Source organism: Acerihabitans arboris (genome assembly GCF_010131535.1).
Lineage (GTDB): Bacteria > Pseudomonadota > Gammaproteobacteria > Enterobacterales > Enterobacteriaceae > Acerihabitans > Acerihabitans arboris.
The window spans coordinates 1-19,089 of record NZ_WUBS01000019.1 but is presented as its reverse complement, the minus strand read 5'-3'; the positions used below and the strand labels follow the sequence as shown (position 1 = coordinate 19,089).

Genomic DNA, 19,089 nt, shown 5'->3' with positions numbered 1-19,089 from the left:
GCAATGAAAAAACCCGATTTAGCCGATTTAACCGCCTTCGCCGCCATCGTCGCCCAGCGCAGCTTTCGCAAAGCGGCGGACGAGCTGGGGCTGTCCCCGTCCACCCTTAGCCATATGATGCAGGTGCTGGAGCAGAACATGGGCGTGCGCCTGCTGCACCGGACCACGCGCAGCGTGGCGCCCACCGAGGCCGGGGAGCGCCTGGTCACCCGTCTGCGGCCGCTGCTCAGGGACCTGGACCTGGCGTTGGAGGACGTCAATGAATTTCGCGACCGGCCCAGCGGGATACTGCGCATCAATACCAGCGAGCCGGCGGCGCGGCTGCTGCTGGAGCGGGTCGTGCCGACCTTCCTGGCGCGTTACCCGGAAATGTCCCTTGATCTGGCGACGGAAAACCGGCTGGTGGATATCGTCGCCGGCGGTTTTGACGCCGGCATCCGCCTGGGCGAGGCGCTGCCGCAGGATATGATTGCCGTGCGCTTTGGCGGCGAGGCGCGATTTGTCGCGGTGGCCTCCCCCGGCTATCTGGCCGGCCGCAGGACGCCGCAAACCCCCGACGATCTGAAAGACCATGAGTGCATCCGTTTTCGCCTGCCCAGCGGTAAATTTTTCCGCTGGGAATTTGCCCGCAGCGGCCAGGAAATCGCGCTTGAGGTGCCCGGTTCACTGACGCTGGATCATCTTGGCCTGATGGCGGAATCCGCCGCGCGCGGGCTGGGTATCGCCTACGTATCCGTATCGGTGGCTCAGCCCTATCTTGACCAGGGCAAGCTGGTCCTGGTGCTTGGGGAATGGTGCCCTTTGATACCCGGCCTGTTTTTATATTACCCCGGCAATCGCCATGTGCCGCTGGGGCTAAGGGCATTTATTGATGTATTAAAAGAAGCTGAGTAACTTAAGAATAATTATTATTTATTATATGTATTAATGCATGACATCAATTAAACCCACCAGCACTTTACGTTGCAATTACATTACCTCTTCGCGTAAACTGCGCGACGAAATACCGACTGAGCATTATGCCCCGACGCTTATGTTAATAATTTAATACTCACGACCATAGATGCCATTATCCATTAGGTTCCTAATATATGCCTTTAAATATTACCCGTTATCCAGCGCCACAAAATACGCCGATCATCATCGCCGGCCATGCTACCGCACACGAAAAAAACCTTGCCGGCGACCTATTGATGGCATTGTTTAAAAAAGTGGGCTACAACGAAACGCCGCTTCCCGAAGGAATAGGGAATGTGAGTTTGGATATCAATAATATCGATCTTTTTAATGAAATTTTTGTTAAACTTTACGCCGCCACCCGCGACAAACAGAGTGTTCAGGAGATAATTTTCGACCATCAATTTCCGCTCTCCCTGATAGACTGCGACGGCGGGCTGATAATAGATTATGGCGAAAGACACTTTGAGCTGGCCAATATCACTATTGAACTGTTAACGAATTTCATCATAAGTGATTATCATGACCATCCCGTCGCGTATAATAATACGCTGCTGGAAGATTTTATCTCGATGCAGGTAACTATGGGCGGAAATAATAGTGATGAAATTTATACCCATAAAAAAATAGATATCCTGTATAAAATACACCGCGACATTCCTCAGCCCTGTTTTATTGCCGCCGCCTATATGATGGTGCATGAAAACGTCAGCCCTTTCGACTTCCCGCTGCCAGAGACCATCCTTAAGCCGCTAAAGGAAGGGGAGCAGTTTGATATCGGTCTATGTATGTGTGCCGGCAATGATGATAAGAACGAATGCCAAGAGGTAGAGTTTATCATTAAACGCCATGATAATGGAAAAACCAGTTTGCAGGTGGCTACCTCCCCCAGGGATTTATTTAACCACGCCGACAAAATCCATGATTTCCTGGCAGGCAGGTTTGGTGAAAAATGCATTTTGCTGACCTCAAGCGGTAACGTTGGTCATTTTGTGTTTTATGATATTAAGCATAAAAAAATCTATTCCGGCGGTACGAAAGCGCTTGACGAACAATCCTCCGGCATAGAATTAGTCCATTACCTGGGCAAAAAATATGCCCGAAATAATGAAAAACAGCAGGTCACTTTATTTTGTTCTAATAATAGCGCGGATGAAGTGGCGGATATCATCGCCAGCTTCGGATAAACCATGCGCGCCATAAGGACCGCCACGGCAACGCCTAACGTCCCGCCGTTAAGCCGGGGACCGGGATTAGCCGACCGGCGCGCAGGGCAACGGCCGTACCGCCCTGCATAAAATAATAAGCCCCGCGGGCGAAAATCCGCCGTTTAAGCCTGCCGGGGACATATCCTTAAGCTGCTCAGTTGATACATTTATCTCATATTTAATCCCGGTTTATTTATTAGAGCTTCCATTATTTTACTCACATACTGAGTCATGCCAAACCACCCCAGATACCCGCTGTGAGCCGCTCACAACATGCGTTAAGGATTACCTTATGGTTGCCGTTTTACCCCGGTTAACGGGGTCTTTTGCCCTGGACGCGCCGGGAAATGCTACTTCTTTGCCGCCTATCGGCGCCCCGGCTGACGATATGCTGAACGCCGAGGATATTTCGGTCACCTATCGTACCCGCGGTGGGGTAATCGAAGCGCTGAAAGATGTCCGCCTGCGCATCGGCCGGGGCGAGTTTGTCACGCTGCTGGGGCCGTCCGGCTGTGGAAAATCAACGCTGTTAAAAATCGCCGCCGGCCTGCTGCGTCCCTCCGCGGGCCATATCGCCATCGCCGGCAAGCCTTCCCTTGGTCCCAACCGCGCTATCGGCGTGGCGTTCCAGAAGCCGACCCTGATGCCCTGGAAAACCGTGCTGGAAAATATTTTGCTGCCGGCGCATACGCTTAAACTGGATTTAACCCGCGCGCGGGCGCGGGCGCGGGAGCTGCTCAGCTTGGTGGGGCTGGCAGAATTCAGCCATAACTATCCCAACGAACTGTCCGGCGGCATGCAGCAGCGGGTCGGCCTGGCGCGCATGCTGCTGGGGGATCCCAAGCTGCTGTTGATGGACGAGCCTTTCGCGGCGCTGGACGCCATGACCCGGGAAAACCTGACCCTGGAACTGCAGCGCATCTGGCTGCAAGACCGTAAATCCGTACTGTTTATCACCCATAGCATCCCGGAGGCGGTGTTCCTGTCGGATCGCGTCCTGGTGATGTCCGCCCGTCCGGGAAAAATAATCGAAGACTACGCGGTAACCCTGCCGCGCCCCCGATCGCCTGAGACGCTTTCGTCGCCCCTGTTCAGCGACGCGTGCCGGCATTTGCGCCGGCATTTTCTGGAGCAAAGCCAGTGAACCGCATCCTGTCGATAATTTACCCGCTGGTGACCTTGGCCGTGCTGCTGGCGATATGGCAGCTGTCCGTCAGCCTGTGGAGTATCCCGGAATATATTTTACCCGCCCCGGCCGAGGTTTGGACCACCCTGGTGGACCTGTTCCGCCAGGGCATCATCTGGAAGCATATCGGTTATACCCTGTCGGCCACGCTGATTGGTTATGCATTGGGCAGCGGCTTTGCGTTGCTCGCCGGCGCCGCGCTGGCGGAATCCGCCACCTTTGAAAAGTTCGTTTATCCCCTGCTGGTGGCCGTGCAGTCAACGCCAAAGGTGGCCCTGGCGCCGCTGATTTTGGTCTGGTTCGGCTTTGGCATCGCCTCCAAGGTGGTGCTGGTGGTGTTGTTATGCTTTTTCCCGTTGTTTATTAATACCCTGGTGGGCTTTAAGCGGGTGGATGCCGACCTGATTGACGCCTGCCGGGCATTTTCCGCGTCCCGCTGGTATATCTTCCGCCACGTCAAGCTGCCGTCGGTGGCCGGGGATATTTTTGCCGGCCTGCAGATAGGCATCGCGCTGGCGCTGATCGGCGCCGTGGTGGGCGAACTGGTGTCGTCGGAGGCCGGGCTGGGTTACATGATTGGCGCCGCCGCGGCGAATTTAAACGTCGGCACCATGTTTGCCGGCGTGTTCCTGCTGGCGGTGATAGGCGTTATCGGTTCGCAAAGCGTGCGCTGGCTGCACCGGCGCCTGGTTTTTTGGGAAGCACCCCGCGCCGATGATACGCGCACGGTGCGGTAACGGTCGGTTTGATAAGTCATCGAGGCCCTCTATTTTATGAATAAGCGTCGTTATGTTTTCAGCGCATTTTTTTATCTGTCATTCAGCCTGGCGGCCCGGGCGGAAGAGCAGATCGTCGTGGGGCTGAATATTCCCCAAACCGTGGTCGACGGCAGTATCTACAGCGCCGCCGATAAGCTCGGCTATTTCCGGGCGGAGAACCTGGCGGTGAAAACCATCGTGTTCCAGGGCGCCGGCGCCCTGCTGCCGCAGGTTAACAGCAAAAAAATCGATATCGGCTTCCCCATGCCGGAACCGGTGCTGGCGTCTTATGCTGCCGGCAAAAAACCGTTGCCGGTGCAGTTTTTCTATAATGCCCGCCCCTCGGGCGGCATGGAACTGGCGGTGTTGGACGGTTCCCCCATCAAGTCCCTGGCCGATCTGAAAGGTAAAAAAATCGGCGTCGGCGCCCTGACCTGGGCCTCGATCCCGCAAACCCGCGCCGTATTGGCCAGCCAGGGGTTAAACCCTGATCAAGATGTGCAGATCGTGGCCACCGGGGCGCTCGGCGCCGGTTTCCTGGCCCTGAAGGAAGGCCGCGTCGACGCGCTGAACTTTAACCAAAGCTGGCATGACATGCTGGAGCAAAGCGGCACCAAAATCCGCCGCTTATCTTATCCGCCCGAATTCGCCGCCATGGTGGGCAACGGGTTTATCGCCCATAACGATACCCTGCGCGATCGCCGCGCCATGCTGGTTGGTTTTGGCCGCGCCATCACCAAGGCCACCCTGGCCTGCGAGGCCAATCCCGCCTTCTGCGTCCAGACCTTCTGGCGGGCGCAGCCGGAATTAAAACCCGCCGCCGGGGTGTACCAGGCCAAACTGAAAGAGTCGGTATTCCTGCTGGAGCGCCGGTTAAAACGCACCCTTTATACTCCTGAAGGCCAGCCGGTGGTGCCGGGTCAATACGATACCGGCGCCATCGCCCGTTATGTCACGTTGATGCATAACGCAGGCGAACTCGATACGGCCAGCGTGCCGTTGGACAACATTTTCACCAATGCGCTGGTAAACGATATCAATGATTTCGATAAACAGGCCGTGCGGCAGCAGGCCCGCGTTGCTAAGTTGGAGGAAAACTGATCATGCCCGTGACCCTGACCGTTACACCCGCCGTCGCCCTGGTGGATGAACCGCGAAAGATTCGTTTGACCGGTTTCCTTCCCGGCGCCACGGTGGAACTTGAAGCCACGTCCCGGAGCGGCGACGGCGCGGCCTGGCGCAGCCGCGCCCAGTTTGTCGCCGCGGATGACGGCACGCTGGATTTGCGGCGCGACGCCCCGATTGCCGGTGATTACCAGGGGGTCGACGGCCAGGGCCTGCTCTGGTCGCAACGGCAGGTTTCGGCGCCGACGGGCGGCACCGGTTACCCGGCGGTCATTGCGCCAGTAGCGGTGAGGCTGCGCGCGACAGGCCGCGCCGCCGGGGCGGATACAGGGCCGGTCCAGGTTGACACACGACTGGCGCAGCAATTTATTGCCGATAACGTCACCTATCGCCAGATTGATGAAGCGGGCCTGGTCGGCGCGCTTTATACGCCCGGCACGCCGGGGCCGCATCCGGTGGTCATCTATCTTAACGGCTCCGGCGGCGGTCTCAATCATCAGCGCGCCGCGTTATGGGCTTCCAGGGGGTATGCGGCGCTGGCGCTGGGATATTTCGGCGCGCCGGGCCTGCCGTCCCATATTTCCGCCACGCCGCTGGAGTATTTCGCCGCCGCCCTGACCTGGGCACGCGAGCGGCTGCGGCCGCGCGCAGGCTTTGTCGCGGTCAGCGGCCAGTCGCGCGGCGGGGAATTATCCCTGCTGCTGGCCGCCACCTTTCCCGAACGGGTTTCCGCGGTTATCGCCTACGTGCCCAGCTCGGTGATCCACGGCGTGCTGGCGGCGGGACGGCCGGGGGAAAGCCGCTTTGCGCCCTGCTGGGTTTACCAGGGCAAGCCGCTGCCGATTGTCTGGCGGGATAACGAGGCGGCGCAACGCTGGCGCGCGATTGACCGCGCCGCGCAGCCAAGGCGCCAGGCGGCGGCGTTTGTCCACGCCCAGCAAAATGCCGATGCGGTGGCGGCCGCGCGCATCCACGTGGAAAATATGCGTTGCCCGGTGCTGGTGATTTCCGGCGGCGACGACGGATTCTGGCCGTCCACCGACTATTGTCGCCATATAACGGAACAGCTAAACGACCACGCCTATCCATACCCGGTTAAACATCTCGATTACCCCGCCGCCGGGCATGGCATCGCCACACCCTATGTGCCGGCCACGCTAATCGATAAACCCCATGCGGTCTCGGGCATCATTATGGCCGCCGGCGGCACCCCCGCCGCCAATGCGCACGCCTCGGAGGATTCCTGGCGCCGGAGCCTGGCGTTTCTGGATAAACTTACCGCCAAATAGCCGTCAACCCTGCCCGCCATGCGCGGGCCTGTGTACCCTTTCCAGCGCAATTGCTGTCACATTTACACTGCCGTCTAGATATTTAACCCCTAAGCTAATATTGGCAAGCAGCTTGATCATGACTTATCGCAACAGGAAAAGGGATAACCACTGTGGTCTCCCATAGTTTCTATCACTGCGGATGTGGTGAAACCCGGGCGGGCCATCGCCTATCTCTAACAATGTCAAAGGCTATGGCTATCGACTCGATAGTTTTAATAGGCTAGCCATATCTGCCGCTTCGCTTTAACGTGGAGAGCACTTACCCTATCGCCATGATTACAGGGAACCAGCCATGAAACCAGAGAAGCCGTTAACCACCGCCGGCGGTATTCCCGTCGCCGATAACCAGAATTCCCGCTCAGCCGGCCCGCGCGGCCCATTGACCCTTGATGATTTTCATTTAATTGAAAAACTGGCGCACTTTAACCGCGAGGTGATTCCCGAGCGCCGCGTCCACGCCAAAGGCTCCGCCGCGTTCGGCACCTTTCGGGTCACCCGGGATATCAGCCGCCTGACGGTGGCGTCGCCGTTCTCGGCGGTTGGCAAGGAAACCCCTATTTTCCTGCGTTTTTCCACCGTCGGCGGCGAGCGCGGCTCGGCGGATACCGAGCGCGATCCGCGCGGTTTTGCCCTGAAGTTTTATACCGAAGAGGGCAACTGGGATATTGTCGGCAACAATACGCCGGTGTTCTTTATCCGCGATCCGCTCAAATTTCCCGATTTTATCCATACCCAAAAACGCAACCCCGAAACCAACCTTAAATCGCCGCAAATGATGTGGGACTTTTGGTCGCTGTCGCCTGAGTCGCTGCATCAGGTGACGATTTTATTCTCCGATCGGGGCATCCCGGACGGTTATCGCTTTATGCACGGTTTCGGCAGCCATACCTACAGCCTGATCAACGCCGCCGGCGAACGTACCTTTGTTAAATGGCATTTTAAAACCCTGCAGGGGATTAAAAACCTGGCGCCGGAGGAGGCAAGCCGGCTGGCGGGCACCGATCCGGATTATGCCCAGCGCGATTTATTCAGTGCCATCGAACGGGGCGATTTCCCGCGTTGGCGCGTATGCATACAGGTGATGAACGAGCTGGAAGCGGCCAACCGGGCGGTCAATCCATTTGATGTCACCAAGGTCTGGCCGCAAAAAGAGTATCCGCTGCAAGAGGTGGGTATCTTCGAGCTGAACCGCAACCCGGAAAACTACTTTGCGCAAGTGGAACAGGCGGCGTTTGCTCCCAGCAACGTGGTGCCGGGCATCGGCCTGTCGCCGGATAAGATGCTGCAGGGCCGCATTTTTGCTTATGCCGACGCCCAGCGTTACCGCGTCGGCACCAACTACCAGCAGTTGCCGGTAAACGCGCCGCAGTGTCCTTATCATAACTACCAGCGCGACGGGTCGATGCGCTTTGACGGCAATGGCGGGTCCGCGCCCAATTATGAGCCGAACAGTTATGCCGACGCGCCGAAACAAACCCCGGCGTACCGTGAACCGGCGCTGAACTTCAGCGGCGCGGCCGATCGTTACGACCACCGGCTCGACGATGATTATTACAGCCAGGCCGGCGATTTGTTCCGCTTGATGAGCGCGGAGCAAAAAAACCTGCTGATCATGAATATTATCCGCGCGATGGGGTCGGTCAGCCGCGAGGTGCAGACGCGCCAGATTGCGCATTTCCTGAAAGCCGACGCCGATTACGGTAAGGGCGTGGCCGACGGGCTGGGGATTGAGCTGTCCGGCGCCTCGGGCGAGTGGTTAATTACCGGCTAAGGGGGATTGGCGGGGCCAAATCACTCAGGCCGCAAAAATCTCCGTGCACCAGCCCGCCGATATTTGATATTTTCGGCAGGCTTTTTTACTTTACACCGTCCGGCAGCGCTATGCCGCCCGGCCGGCCCGTTATTCGCGTTTCAGGCGGTTACTGTTGACCAGCCATAGCGTCACCACCAGGATCAGGATGGCGGCCGAATAATACAGCGTATCCTGCGGATCTTTGTGGTCGACAATAATCAGGCGGATAATCGCGGTAATGCCGATATAGACGAAGTAGCGCAGCGGAAAGTGATAGCCGGACTGAAAGTACTTCACAATCAGCGCGATAAACTCGAAATACAGGAAATAGATGACAATACCTTCAATCATCTGGTAGTAAGACGCCAGCTCGCCGGTCACCAGCAACACCTTGGCCAGCAAAAAGGTTTCCTTACCCATAAAGACGATCAGGATCAGCGCCAGGAACAGCAGGCCAATATTCAAAATCATCTGCAGCACGGTTGCTATACGCATACCGGTAATCATACCCATACCTCGTCGTGATAGTTTCCTTGCGGAAAGACCGATCAGCATAGCATGTTTTAGTGTGATATAGATCACATTACAATCTTGCAACGCTACAGCAGCCAGCCGAGGCGGCAGCATTGAGCCGATCGCCGCAGGTGCAGGTGCAGGTGCAGGTTCAGGTTCAGGTTCAGGTTCAGGTTCAGGTTCAGGTTCAGGTTCAGGTTCAGGCAGCACGATGAGAGAAGGGTTTGCAGGTCAATCCCGAAGAAACACAGAGGGGAAAAAAGCAGTGATAGGAACCCCGCCATCATAGACGGGGATAAGATATCGTACCACGGAATATTCTTGTTCTACGCTTAGTTTTTCAACTGGTAATTCAGGGTAATCTCGGCCTTGAGGACCTTGGACACCGGGCAGTTTTCTTTAGCCTGTTTGATAATTGCGTCAAATTCCTGCTTGTCGATACCCGGCAAAACCACGCTGCTATCCAGGGCGATTTTAGTGATGCCATAGCCGCCATCCACCTTATCCAGTGAGACATCGGCTTTGGTATCAATGCTTTGTGGCACGTAGCCCTTCTCACCCAGCATCAGGGACAACGCCATTGAAAAACAGGCCGAGTGGGCGGCGCCGATAAGTTCTTCAGGATTGGTGCCGGCTTTGCCCTCAAAACGGGTGTTGAATCCATAAGGCTGCTCGCTTAGCGCGCCGCTTTCCGTGGAAATGGTGCCCTTGCCCTGCTTGATGTCGCCTTCCCAGTGAGCCTGTCCGTGTTTATGAATGGTCATGTTTATCCTCCGGTATGTTCAACATAGACTTTTAGTATAGCCACTCCTGCCGAAGGAGGGGAAAAGACAACCGAAATGTGATATCAGGCGGAAAAGAGCCAGGTTATTAATGACAATGATTAAATTTAAACAGATACCACGATATTTATTTACACATATATTTATACTTAATAATTATTTATATATTCATCATGTATACTAGGCTTATATACGACATAGAATACTATTTCCCTTATATTTAATCCCCTTTGGATAAAGCCGCCTGGATATGGACATTTGACGGTATATTTATATGCAAACGCCCAATAAAGCGCGCTGAGCAGCCTGATTTTGCCAGGATATTCTTTGCTGAAACACGCCGTCATTTGCCGTGATGGCTATTAATTCTCCTTTATTCATCCTCTACCGCTGTGAAATGGCCGATTGCCGGCATTTTAATCCCTGACGCTGTCATCTTATGCAAAATAGCCTAAAGGACCCGGTGATATTGCCGATAACGATACTGAACATCTATTTTTCTCACATATGACATATTTGGAATAGGTGACATTTTATATGGAAAGTAATTATGACCAGTTTAATAAGTAAAATAAACAGCATTAAAGTGTCCCATAAACTTTACTTGGGATTTGGCATTGTTTTACTCTTGGTCGTTATCGCATCAGGGTTGAGCGTACAACGATTTAAAGCAATACGCGATATTTATGAAAAAACCAACCTGATTTATAATATCAATATTGATGTGTTCCAGGTTAAAATCAATCGCGTTAAATATCTTTATACCTCCGATGACGCCGTCCGCAAGGTGATGGCCGGGTTTATCGATCACGCCTCCACCCTTACCCGCGACGCCCAGGCGCTGTCATGGGATAAAGCGTCGTTGGAAAGCCTGAATAATATTGCCCAATATCTCGGTGATTTTAATAAGTCACTGGAAAACATGGGGACTTTCTCCAAAAAAATGGTGGAAATCCGCGCGCAACTAGACGATCTGCAGGGCCGGGACGCGATTGGGCCGTTCAAAACCGCCTTGCTCAACCAGACTGTTGGCACCGATCTGGATAATAAACTTAACGATTTTGTTTTGTCCTTTGTTGAAATCAAAGGGAATTCCTACAATTTGCAGTTAAAGGGCAATGATGAGGCGCTGTCTTTGCTGCAAAAAAATTATGCCGCCGCGGAAAAAAAATACAACGATTTGGCGGTAAGCTTAACTCCGGAACAAAAACCGCACCTTGATGCCCTGTGGGCCTATGTTGGTAAATATAAAGATCTGAGCGAGATCTATTATACCGATTATAAAGATTTGAATACGGCGGAAAATGGCGTCAAGACCGCCGGGGATAAAAGCAGCGCGGCGGTTAAGGTCATCATTAATATCGTGAAAGAGAAGAATGACGCGTTGGCGTATGGCTCCTCAAGCATCACTATTATCATCGGCCTTATCGCGGTGATCTTTGGGATTTTGGTGTCCTGGTATATCACCCGGCAGATCACCCGTCCGGTGCTGGGCAACCTTGCGGTCGCCGAGCGCATCGCCAACGGCGATCTTACCGCGTCGATAACGCCAGACCGCCATGACGAGCTGGGCCAGCTCACCGCCGCGATGGCGCGCATGAATGCCAAACTGCGCCATATTATTTCCGATGTGCGCGACAGCGTCGCCACCGTCGCCTCGTCGGCGGCCAAAATCGCCATGGGCAATACCGACCTTTCTTCGCGCACGGAGCAACAGGCGGCTGCCGTGGTTGAGACCGCCGCCAGCATGGAGGAGCTGACCTCCACCGTGAAGAACAACGCCGACAACGCCAAACATGCCAGCCTGATTGCCGGCGAGGCCACGCAAAATGCCCATCAGGGCGGCGAAGTGATGAAAAATGTCGTCAGGACCATGGATGACATCTCTTCAAGTTCGAAGAAAATCACCGATATTACCGCCGTCATCAACAGCATCGCCTTCCAGACCAATATCCTGGCGCTTAACGCGGCGGTGGAAGCGGCGCGCGCCGGTGAACAGGGCCGTGGATTCGCGGTGGTGGCCAGCGAAGTGCGCAATCTGTCGCAACGCAGCTCGCAGGCGGCGAAAGAGATCGCCACGCTTATCGGCGAGTCCGTCTCGCGCATTGACGTGGGCACCAAACTGGTGGCCCAGGCCGGAGATACCATGGAGCAAATCGTCGCCTCGGTATCGCGGGTCAATGACATCATGGGTGAAATTTCCTCGGCCTCGGAAGAGCAAAGCCACGGCATCGAACAGATAGCCCGGGCTATCAGCGAGCTGGATACCACCACTCAGCAGAACGCCGCATTGGTCACCGAGTCTTCTATTGCCGCCAATACCCTGGAAGATCAGTCGGCGGTGTTGGAAAAACTGGTTGCCAGCTTCCGGTTGTAGCGGCAGCCGGCTCTCGACGCGTCCCAGTGGCTAAGACGCCGTATGCTATCCCACGATAACCAATCCGGGCAGGTTGGTTATCGTTATTCAGCCGGGACCGACGGCCCTGGTTCAAGCATTTTTCGGCGCAGTTCGGCCCAATCCAGCAAAGCCACGAAAACCGGGCGTAAAGACCATCCCAGATCGGTGAGACCATATTCGACCTTGGGCGGGACCTGCGCATAGACTTTACGCGTGAGAATACCGTCCTGCTCTAGTTGGCGAAGCTGTTGGATCAGCATTTTTTGCGACACCAGTGGAATAGCCCGCTGCAAATCCGAAAAACGCATGACTTCACCGGCAAAAAGTTGTGAAAGTATGACTAATTTCCAGCGACCTTCCAGGCATTCCAGCGCAGCCTGCATTTGCGACGCGCATCCCTCGCGGCGGGAACGCGTGCTGTAATCGTTCAGTTCTTTTTGCATGGTAAGTGACCCATTGATTAATCGTTATTTTTGCCAACCTGTCCCGCTTGAGTTGCCAGCCATGGTTACTTTTTAGTAAGTATTATACTTTTTAGTGCGTTCTTGTTATTTCCATCCTACTGCAATAGCCTGCTAAACAGAATGTTCCCGCAGTCGCATTTTGAAAAAAGAGGGTTTTATGAAAGTAGGATTTATTGGCGCCGGCATGATCGCCAGGGCCGTGGCAACCCTGATGCTGAAACAAGGACACGAGGTGATGTTTTCGAATTCACGCTCCCCTGACACCTTATTTACCTTACGACGCACATTAGGCTGCGAGGCCGGCACGCCTGAAGAAGCGGCGGAATTCGGCGATATTGTTTTGGTCGCCACGCCGTTAAAAAATTATCGTTCGATACCTGCCGCTCCGTTAGCCGGCAAGATCGTGCTCGATGCGCAAAATTATTATCCGGAGCGTGATGGTAATATCGCCGAACTCGATAACCATGAAACAACGACCAGTGAGCTGTTGGCCCGCCATTTGCCCAACTCCATTATTGTAAAAGCATTTAATGCCATCGCCGCTCCGGACGTTGAAAAAGACGGCCGGCCGGCAGGCTCGATAAACCGCCGGGCATTGCCCATCGCGGGTAACGATCCCGAGGCAAAACGGGTGGTGGCGAATTTGATTGAACAAATGGGTTTCGACGTCGTGGACGCCGGTCCGCTGGCGGCAGGAAAACGATTTGAAGAAGGGACGGCGGTGTACTGCGTACCGTTGAATTCGGAACAACTGAAAACGTCATTAGCGGCGGTAAAATAACCGCTCCCTGGCCCTTTAGCGATGATATCCCCGACGGCTGGAGAAGTATGACCTACCCGGCTTGGCAACGCGGGGAATCTCCCCGCTCATTGCGTCGGGCGCAACCATTGCGCGCAACGGCCGCGGGAAGTCAGTTATTACTGAAAAAAATATCTCCCGACTCGGCTTTGAGGATTTTGCCGGCGTCATTGGTGATCATAAGATAATTGCCGCTGACATAGGTCCAGTGGCTGTTTTCTTCAGGCGCGGGCAGATGGCGTTTTTGCCATTCGACAATTTCATAAGGTTTGGCCAGGTATTTTCCCGGCACCGTATCGCCGATTTGATGTTCTTTATCGTCAATAATGATCTTATCAAGATCGTACGAAGGCGGAGTGGCCGCCTGCGGCTGCGATGGCGCCGCCGCAGGCGGTTGTGCGGACTCCTGCTGCGGTTGTGCCGGCACCTGCTGCGGCACGACTGCGCCCTGCTCGCCTTCCGCCTGCGCGGGGGAAATCAGGCTTAAGCCGCCGGCCAGTAATCCCGCCGTAAAGAGTACCACTTGAGTCCTGCGCATAATGTCTCCTGCTGTAAGATGCTGTTTTTATCAAAGTACTCACAGTACAGACAATGCGCGGGGTCATGTTGTTCCGCACGGGTGCAGGCTTGCGCGAAATTTAAAACGGTGGACACCGTCTGTCCTCATGATAAGGCCCGTTTAAAAGCTTAGGGGGAGTCCGGTCCAGAGGAATAGGCATATGGCCCTGCGGGGTCAAAATCACCGCCCTTGACGATTCCCCCCTGCCTAGCGATGGAAAGATGAAAAAAAACCTGGCGGCGCAAATATTTTCCCCGCTGATTCGTCTACCTCTGTATCTGAACAACATGGAGTAGACAACATGAGAGATCGCAGGTTAAAGATATTGGTGATGGCCGTGGTGGCCATTCTCGCCGTTACCACGCTGGTAATGCTGCTGTGGAATGCGCTGCTACCGGTCATTTTCGGCGTGAAGAGCATTGGCTTTTTCCAGGCGCTGGGGTTGCTTATTCTCAGTAAAATCCTGTTTGGCGGCTTTGGCGGCCGGGGCATGTTTGGACGTAGAGGCCAGGAGCTGCGCGAGCGCTGGATGGCGATGAGTCCCGAGGAACGCGAGGCATTTATCAAACAGCGCGGCATGGGCCACCGGCATGGACCCTGGCATGGTCGCTGCCATCATAAGGATCGGGACCATGAACCACGCACCGACGATAACGGCCAGGCGTAATGACTAAAGCCACGGATCGGCGCCACGATCTGCTGGCTGCGCTGCGCGGCTGCCAGCAACGGCTGCGGGCGTTTATTGCCGGCCGCACCGGTAATGTTGCCGATGCGGAAGATGTGTTCCAGGAGATCAGCTATCAGTTGATCAAGGCCGATAGCTATCTTCATCCGATTGAGCAGGTGGCCGCCTGGCTGTATCGCGCCGCACGCAATGAGCTTATCGACCGGTCGCGTAAAAAGCGTGAATTACTGTTATCCGACGATCTGGATAATGAGTGGCCCGCGGGGGAAGAGCTGGGCGAGGTATTGTTTAACCCGCAAAGCAGCGCCGAGGATAGCTATCTGCGCCAGATAGTATGGCAGGAATTGGACCTGGCGCTGGCGGATATGCCGCCCCAGCAGCGCGAGGCGTTTGAAAAGACCGAGCTTCAAGGCTACTCCTTTAAGCAGCTGGCCGATGAGACCGGAACCGCGGTGGAAACCCTGTTATCGCGTAAGCATCAGGCGGTGCTGTTTTTGCGCCTGCGGCTGCAGGCGCTGTATGAAGCGGTGATCGACTCCTGAACGGCTGCCCGGCATGTTGTCGGGAATGCCATAACCCAGAAACGCGGCAAGTGAACCGAACCGTCATTATAAGCCTCTCCCGATCGACTTGTTTTTCCCTATACCGCGTTTCAATGTATACTCAGTACATTGAAATCATGCCGACAAGGGGCATCTGTCAATGCCATCCGACCGCCGATCCCGTAAACGTCTCGCCACGCGGCGATGCATCTCCAATGCCGCCACGCGCCTCTTTTTAGCACGGGGCTTCGATCATGTTACGGTGGACGAGATCGCGGCGGCCGCCGACGTCGGACGGATGACGGTGTTCAATCACTTTCCCCGCAAAGAGGACATGTTCTTTGATCGCGACGAGGAGGGCCGCGAAATACTGCGCGACGCTTTGCGGCAACGCGATCCGCGCATCTCGCCGATTGAGACGTTACGTCTGCTCGCTTATCGGCTGGTGGCGGAACAGAGCCCTTACGTCGAATTTTCCGCCGGCAGCCAAGGCTTCATAGAGACGATCGAGGGCAGCGAAACGCTTAAGGCCCGGGCCCGGGGGATACGTGACGAGATCGCGCAAGTCGTGGCGGCGGCGCTTTCCGAATGCGCGGGGCGGGAATCCGGCGATCCCGCCGCCCATCTGGCGGCCGGCCTGCTATTGGCGACGTGGACCGTGGCCTTTATCCAGGCTCACCGGACCTTTCGGCAGAGGCGCGATGCAGGGGACGCGAAGGCCGCCTTTCTCGCTATGGTTGATAAGGGCACCATCGGCCTGAAAGCGGCAATGGCAGGCACGCCTTACGCCTGAGCGATCGGCCAGGGCCCGATGATGCTTACTTAGCATAAGTCCATGCCCCCGTTATGCGGCCAAGCACCCGCAATGGAAGAAATCGGCGGCAAAAAGCCGCCGGCGCCCCCTGTTCTAGATCCCCGCATGATCCCCGGAACGAAACCGCAAGCTGAGCACAAGGGGCACCGCAATCGCATAGACGGCCACCACCGAGAGCCAGATCGCCCCCGGCCATTGCTCCCGAAAAACGAAGTAAAAGGTCGAGAACGCCAGAGGACCGACGATCGACGCAAGGCTGACGGCAGACGCCAGCACCCCCTGGAATTGACCTTGCCGATTCTCGTCGACGAGGCGCGTGGCAAGGGACTGCAATGCCGGGACCCCTATGCCTCCGAGGGCAAAGACCGGCATTATCGCAAACACCATCCAGCCTTGCTTGGCAAAAGCGATCACCACCAGCGCGACGCAGGTTCCGGCGATACCGGTCAAGATGGCCCCGCGCTCGCCAAGCAGTTTGACGGCGGGTCCAGGCAGGAAGGCCTGCGACAATGCCTGGCACAGGCCAAAGGCGCCGAGCGACAGACCGATCCACAGGCCGTTCCACCGGAACACATCATTGCCCCACAGGGCCCAGCAGGTGCCGTACACTTCGCCCGTGGCGCTCAAGATGAAAAAGACGATAGTGACCGGCATCAGGTTCTTCATCGAGAACGCCCAGCGTAACGGGCGCAACGGGTTGAGCGCCGCGAGGCCGATCTTCTCGCGGCCCGGCGTGCGTGACTCCGGTAGGACGAACAAGGCGAGCAGCAGATTGCCCGCGTTCAGCGCCGCGGCGGCGATGAACGGCAGCCTGAGCCAGTAGTCGCCGAGCACGCCGCCGAGAACCGGGCCGACGATGAAGCCGATACCAAACATGGCATTGAACAGGCCAAAGCGCCGCGCGCGCTTGTCCTCCGGTGTAATATCCGTGATATAGGCTGTCGCAACCGACATATTGGCGCTGGTCAGTCCGGCTAGGGCGCGGCCTATGAGCAGCATCCAGAGCTGCGGCGCGAACGCCATCACCACGTAGTTGACGGCCGCCCCGGCGAGCGAGATCAGCAGCACCGGGCGTCGGCCAAGACGATCGCTCAATGCGCCGAGGACGGGCGCGAAGATAAACTGCATCACCGCGTACAGCGCGGTCATGATGCCGATGTAGGGCGCGACGTTGTCGACATGCGTCACGTCCTCGAGCAATCGCGGCAGGATAGGAAAAATCAGGCCGATCCCGACCGCATCAAGACCAATGGTGGTGAAGATGACGATAAGCGGTTTGTTCACAGCGGAGCACCGGGCCGTCGTGACCCATCAAGCGCCCCTATACGCTCCGGCACAGGGATGCGCACGCCGCCCGGCGCCGGCTTGATGGCGGTCAGGGGACCGCCCGGCCCGGGTCCCGCGATATCCATTTGTTTTTTCATATACTTAATCCTAACATATACTCAGTACAAATAATTTATCCCAACAAGGGCGGCCTGTCAATATTTCGGCCATGTCATGGCCAGGGCGGCGGGCTTATCGGCCGGTCGGTTCATTTCCATTAATGCTGAAACATTCATGACTACAGGCTATTACATCGCCAATGAGTGATGTTTGGCGCTTTAGCGGAACCTATTCCCCCGAGGAATTTTTACGATGGATGGTAATCCCCCCGTTTTCAACGGGGCTCGTAAGTAAAGTTTATGCCCTCAATGCAAGTTTTTGCATCGGCGTTATTCCACCCAACTCCATGTGTGGGCGTTCATGGTTATAGATCCATAGCCATCGGGTGGCATAATCCTGCACTTCTGTAATATAACTAAACACGTATTGATTTAGCCAGTCATAACGTACTGTTCGGTTAAAACGTTCTATATAAACATTTTGCTGAGGCTTTCCAGGCTGAATATAGAGAAGGGTTATCCGATGCTTTATGGTCCATTTTTGCAATTTACTACTTATATATTCCGGGCCGTGGTATAAGCATAACAGTACAGTAGCGGTACATGAAGCATACTGACAAACCATCATCAACGTTATGGTTGTAGGTGAATCATGGCTCTCCAACATCATCTTTTATCGTCTGAATATACCTTGATCGGTATTGATATTGCCAAAAAACAACATGATGCAATGATTTTATGGCCTGATGGGAAAAACCGTTTAGTTCGATTTGAGAACACCATAATGGGCTACGGTGAATTATTAAACATAGCCCGTAAGAAAAATGCACCGATTGCCATAGCATTTGAACCTACGGCTGATTACCATCGTAATATTGCCTTCTGGATGCATAGCCAAGGAATTGAATGCTATCAGGTATCATCACTTTCTTGTGCCAGAGCGCGTGAAATATTATATCAGACCTGGGATAAACATGACCACAAAGATGCAAAATTAATTATCCATTTGATGCACCAAGGACTTATGAGGCCTTACTATGATCCTTTAGTTCATCAAACTATGGATTTTCAAGAACTCAGTAATGCATATCACCAAATAAGTCTGGCCCGTACACGGTGTTATCACAGCCTAATTAATCATTATGTAGCCAATTATTTTCCAGCATTAGAGCAGTTTATGCATTCCTCGCGGGCAGAGAGGTTTTGCAAATTATTAATTCAGTTCCCTACTCCCCGGACAATGACCCAACGACCTAAAGGAGAATTTGTTCAAGTGGCATGGGATGTTGTAGGAAAAAAACGCTATAAACAAAGATTTCTCGAGGAACTATATGAAATAGCAGCAGTTTCTATTGGACTACCCGTTCCTACCCCGAGCCTATCTGTTAGTATGCTCAAACTTCAGGTTGAGCGCTATCTAACGTCAGCATATCAACGAAATGAACTGGAAAAAATTGCTGAAACACCGCTAGCCGAACCTGAGGATTATCGACACTTACGTAGTATACCTGGTGTCGGCCCCATTATAGCGTTAATCATTCTGGCTGAAAGTGGTGATTTACGTCGATTTCTTCACTATCGGCAATATCTTAATTACTGTGGATTTAATTTATCTGGAAAGCAGAGCGGACAAAAAAAAGCAACTTATCATTTATCCAAGCAAGGCAATGTGTAAGTATCCCGTATAACAGAGCCAGTTACTTTTAGAGATCTTCCGGCATAATGAAGATGCCAACGAGGAGATCACTATGCGCAAAGCCCGTTTTACCGAGCACCAGATCCTGGCCGTTA

General features: G+C 54.7%; 20 protein-coding genes and 1 pseudogene. 13 read left to right on the top strand and 8 right to left on the bottom strand.

Going from position 1 to position 19,089, the window contains the following annotated elements; all coding sequences use genetic code 11:
* The first annotated feature begins 3 nt into the window (after positions 1–3).
* The 7 genes from GRH90_RS22395 to GRH90_RS22365 all read left to right on the top strand — a co-directional run bounded on the left by GRH90_RS22395 (position 4) and on the right by GRH90_RS22365 (position 8,336).
* A complete protein-coding gene (locus GRH90_RS22395; RefSeq protein ID WP_162368199.1) occupies positions 4–894 on the top strand; it encodes a LysR family transcriptional regulator in 891 nt (296 codons plus the stop codon).
* 197 nt (positions 895–1,091) lie between these two features.
* On the top strand, positions 1,092–2,144 hold the full coding sequence (locus tag GRH90_RS22390; protein WP_162368198.1) for a hypothetical protein: 1,053 nt from the start codon (positions 1,092–1,094) through the stop codon (positions 2,142–2,144).
* 313 nt (positions 2,145–2,457) lie between these two features.
* The gene (locus tag GRH90_RS22385; protein ID WP_218586280.1) at positions 2,458–3,309 is read left to right on the top strand and encodes an ABC transporter ATP-binding protein; all 852 of its coding nucleotides are present in this window, start codon (positions 2,458–2,460) and stop codon (positions 3,307–3,309) included.
* Positions 3,306–4,088, top strand: coding sequence for an ABC transporter permease (locus tag GRH90_RS22380; RefSeq protein WP_162368197.1), 783 nt, complete (start codon positions 3,306–3,308; stop codon positions 4,086–4,088). The genes GRH90_RS22385 and GRH90_RS22380 overlap by 4 nt, the downstream gene beginning before the upstream one ends.
* Positions 4,089–4,124: 36 nt before the next feature.
* Positions 4,125–5,210 (top strand): ABC transporter substrate-binding protein, encoded by a 1,086-nt coding sequence (locus GRH90_RS22375; protein ID WP_162368196.1) that lies wholly within the window; start codon positions 4,125–4,127, stop codon positions 5,208–5,210.
* A gap of 2 nt (positions 5,211–5,212) precedes the next feature.
* Positions 5,213–6,523 carry an acyl-CoA thioester hydrolase/BAAT C-terminal domain-containing protein gene (locus GRH90_RS22370; RefSeq protein WP_162368195.1) on the top strand — a complete coding sequence of 437 codons (1,311 nt, stop codon included), beginning with the start codon at positions 5,213–5,215 and terminating at the stop codon, positions 6,521–6,523.
* Positions 6,524–6,857: 334 nt separating this feature from the next.
* Entirely contained in the window at positions 6,858–8,336 is a 1,479-nt protein-coding gene (locus GRH90_RS22365; protein ID WP_162368194.1) for a catalase, read from the top strand.
* 129 nt (positions 8,337–8,465) lie between these two features.
* On the opposite strand, the gene psiE is transcribed toward GRH90_RS22365, so the two are convergent.
* From psiE to GRH90_RS22350, 3 genes are all read right to left on the bottom strand, one after another.
* The gene (psiE, locus tag GRH90_RS22360; RefSeq protein ID WP_162368193.1) at positions 8,466–8,864 is read right to left on the bottom strand and encodes a phosphate-starvation-inducible protein PsiE; all 399 of its coding nucleotides are present in this window, start codon (positions 8,862–8,864) and stop codon (positions 8,466–8,468) included.
* 92 nt (positions 8,865–8,956) lie between these two features.
* Positions 8,957–9,157 (bottom strand): hypothetical protein, encoded by a 201-nt coding sequence (locus GRH90_RS25985; protein WP_178113333.1) that lies wholly within the window; start codon positions 9,155–9,157, stop codon positions 8,957–8,959.
* Between the two features lie 45 nt (positions 9,158–9,202).
* Positions 9,203–9,634 (bottom strand): OsmC family protein, encoded by a 432-nt coding sequence (locus GRH90_RS22350; protein ID WP_162368192.1) that lies wholly within the window; start codon positions 9,632–9,634, stop codon positions 9,203–9,205.
* Between the two features lie 568 nt (positions 9,635–10,202).
* On the opposite strand from GRH90_RS22350, the gene GRH90_RS22345 reads away from it, so the two are divergent.
* Complete coding sequence (locus tag GRH90_RS22345; RefSeq protein WP_162368191.1) at positions 10,203–12,029, top strand: methyl-accepting chemotaxis protein; 1,827 nt, start codon at positions 10,203–10,205, stop codon at positions 12,027–12,029.
* Between the two features lie 83 nt (positions 12,030–12,112).
* Here GRH90_RS22345 and GRH90_RS22340 read toward each other — a convergent pair whose 3' ends face one another.
* Entirely contained in the window at positions 12,113–12,493 is a 381-nt protein-coding gene (locus GRH90_RS22340) for a winged helix-turn-helix transcriptional regulator (protein ID WP_218586279.1), read from the bottom strand.
* Positions 12,494–12,671: 178 nt separating this feature from the next.
* Here GRH90_RS22340 and GRH90_RS22335 point away from each other — a divergent pair, with 178 nt between their 5' ends.
* On the top strand, positions 12,672–13,295 hold the full coding sequence (locus tag GRH90_RS22335; protein ID WP_162368190.1) for an NADPH-dependent F420 reductase: 624 nt from the start codon (positions 12,672–12,674) through the stop codon (positions 13,293–13,295).
* Between the two features lie 130 nt (positions 13,296–13,425).
* Here the strand turns inward: GRH90_RS22335 and GRH90_RS22330 are convergent, their stop codons facing one another.
* Positions 13,426–13,851, bottom strand: a complete 426-nt coding sequence (locus GRH90_RS22330) for an RcnB family protein (RefSeq protein WP_162368189.1) — start codon at positions 13,849–13,851, stop codon at positions 13,426–13,428.
* 322 nt (positions 13,852–14,173) lie between these two features.
* Between GRH90_RS22330 and GRH90_RS22325 the strand changes: the two genes are divergently transcribed.
* The 3 genes from GRH90_RS22325 to GRH90_RS22315 all read left to right on the top strand — a co-directional run bounded on the left by GRH90_RS22325 (position 14,174) and on the right by GRH90_RS22315 (position 15,892).
* Complete coding sequence (locus GRH90_RS22325; protein WP_162368188.1) at positions 14,174–14,539, top strand: hypothetical protein; 366 nt, start codon at positions 14,174–14,176, stop codon at positions 14,537–14,539.
* Positions 14,539–15,099 (top strand): RNA polymerase sigma factor, encoded by a 561-nt coding sequence (locus tag GRH90_RS22320; RefSeq protein WP_162368187.1) that lies wholly within the window; start codon positions 14,539–14,541, stop codon positions 15,097–15,099. Before GRH90_RS22325 ends, GRH90_RS22320 begins: the two co-directional genes overlap by 1 nt.
* 160 nt (positions 15,100–15,259) lie before the next feature.
* Positions 15,260–15,892, top strand: coding sequence for a TetR/AcrR family transcriptional regulator (locus GRH90_RS22315; protein WP_162368186.1), 633 nt, complete (start codon positions 15,260–15,262; stop codon positions 15,890–15,892).
* Positions 15,893–16,006: 114 nt separating this feature from the next.
* On the opposite strand, the gene GRH90_RS22310 is transcribed toward GRH90_RS22315, so the two are convergent.
* From GRH90_RS22310 to GRH90_RS22300, 3 genes and pseudogenes are all read right to left on the bottom strand, one after another.
* Complete coding sequence (locus GRH90_RS22310) at positions 16,007–17,197, bottom strand: TCR/Tet family MFS transporter (RefSeq protein ID WP_162368185.1); 1,191 nt, start codon at positions 17,195–17,197, stop codon at positions 16,007–16,009.
* On the bottom strand, positions 17,194–17,337 hold the full coding sequence (locus tag GRH90_RS22305; RefSeq protein ID WP_162368184.1) for a hypothetical protein: 144 nt from the start codon (positions 17,335–17,337) through the stop codon (positions 17,194–17,196). The genes GRH90_RS22310 and GRH90_RS22305 overlap by 4 nt, the downstream gene beginning before the upstream one ends.
* Positions 17,338–17,596: 259 nt before the next feature.
* A pseudogene (locus tag GRH90_RS22300) lies at positions 17,597–17,872 on the bottom strand (integrase core domain-containing protein); the annotation flags it as partial.
* A 78-nt stretch (positions 17,873–17,950) separates the two neighbouring features.
* Between GRH90_RS22300 and GRH90_RS22295 the strand changes: the two are divergent.
* On the top strand, positions 17,951–18,973 hold the full coding sequence (locus GRH90_RS22295) for an IS110 family RNA-guided transposase (RefSeq protein ID WP_162368182.1): 1,023 nt from the start codon (positions 17,951–17,953) through the stop codon (positions 18,971–18,973).
* The last annotated feature ends 116 nt before the right edge of the window (positions 18,974–19,089 follow it).

What these genes read in the sequence shown, in the direction of transcription:
- GRH90_RS22395 (WP_162368199.1), top strand. Translation starts at nt 4, where the DNA reads ATGAAAAAACCCGATTTAGCCGATTTAACCGCCTTCGCCGCCATCGTC.
- GRH90_RS22390 (WP_162368198.1), top strand. Translation starts at nt 1,092, where the DNA reads ATGCCTTTAAATATTACCCGTTATCCAGCGCCACAAAATACGCCGATC.
- GRH90_RS22385 (WP_218586280.1), top strand. Translation starts at nt 2,458, where the DNA reads ATGGTTGCCGTTTTACCCCGGTTAACGGGGTCTTTTGCCCTGGACGCG.
- GRH90_RS22375 (WP_162368196.1), top strand. Translation starts at nt 4,125, where the DNA reads ATGAATAAGCGTCGTTATGTTTTCAGCGCATTTTTTTATCTGTCATTC.
- GRH90_RS22370 (WP_162368195.1), top strand. Translation starts at nt 5,213, where the DNA reads ATGCCCGTGACCCTGACCGTTACACCCGCCGTCGCCCTGGTGGATGAA.
- GRH90_RS22365 (WP_162368194.1), top strand. Translation starts at nt 6,858, where the DNA reads ATGAAACCAGAGAAGCCGTTAACCACCGCCGGCGGTATTCCCGTCGCC.
- psiE (WP_162368193.1), bottom strand. Translation starts at nt 8,864, where the DNA reads ATGATTACCGGTATGCGTATAGCAACCGTGCTGCAGATGATTTTGAAT.
- GRH90_RS25985 (WP_178113333.1), bottom strand. Translation starts at nt 9,157, where the DNA reads ATGATGGCGGGGTTCCTATCACTGCTTTTTTCCCCTCTGTGTTTCTTC.
- GRH90_RS22350 (WP_162368192.1), bottom strand. Translation starts at nt 9,634, where the DNA reads ATGACCATTCATAAACACGGACAGGCTCACTGGGAAGGCGACATCAAG.
- GRH90_RS22345 (WP_162368191.1), top strand. Translation starts at nt 10,203, where the DNA reads ATGACCAGTTTAATAAGTAAAATAAACAGCATTAAAGTGTCCCATAAA.
- GRH90_RS22340 (WP_218586279.1), bottom strand. Translation starts at nt 12,493, where the DNA reads ATGCAAAAAGAACTGAACGATTACAGCACGCGTTCCCGCCGCGAGGGA.
- GRH90_RS22335 (WP_162368190.1), top strand. Translation starts at nt 12,672, where the DNA reads ATGAAAGTAGGATTTATTGGCGCCGGCATGATCGCCAGGGCCGTGGCA.
- GRH90_RS22330 (WP_162368189.1), bottom strand. Translation starts at nt 13,851, where the DNA reads ATGCGCAGGACTCAAGTGGTACTCTTTACGGCGGGATTACTGGCCGGC.
- GRH90_RS22325 (WP_162368188.1), top strand. Translation starts at nt 14,174, where the DNA reads ATGAGAGATCGCAGGTTAAAGATATTGGTGATGGCCGTGGTGGCCATT.
- GRH90_RS22320 (WP_162368187.1), top strand. Translation starts at nt 14,539, where the DNA reads ATGACTAAAGCCACGGATCGGCGCCACGATCTGCTGGCTGCGCTGCGC.
- GRH90_RS22315 (WP_162368186.1), top strand. Translation starts at nt 15,260, where the DNA reads ATGCCATCCGACCGCCGATCCCGTAAACGTCTCGCCACGCGGCGATGC.
- GRH90_RS22305 (WP_162368184.1), bottom strand. Translation starts at nt 17,337, where the DNA reads ATGAAAAAACAAATGGATATCGCGGGACCCGGGCCGGGCGGTCCCCTG.
- GRH90_RS22295 (WP_162368182.1), top strand. Translation starts at nt 17,951, where the DNA reads ATGGCTCTCCAACATCATCTTTTATCGTCTGAATATACCTTGATCGGT.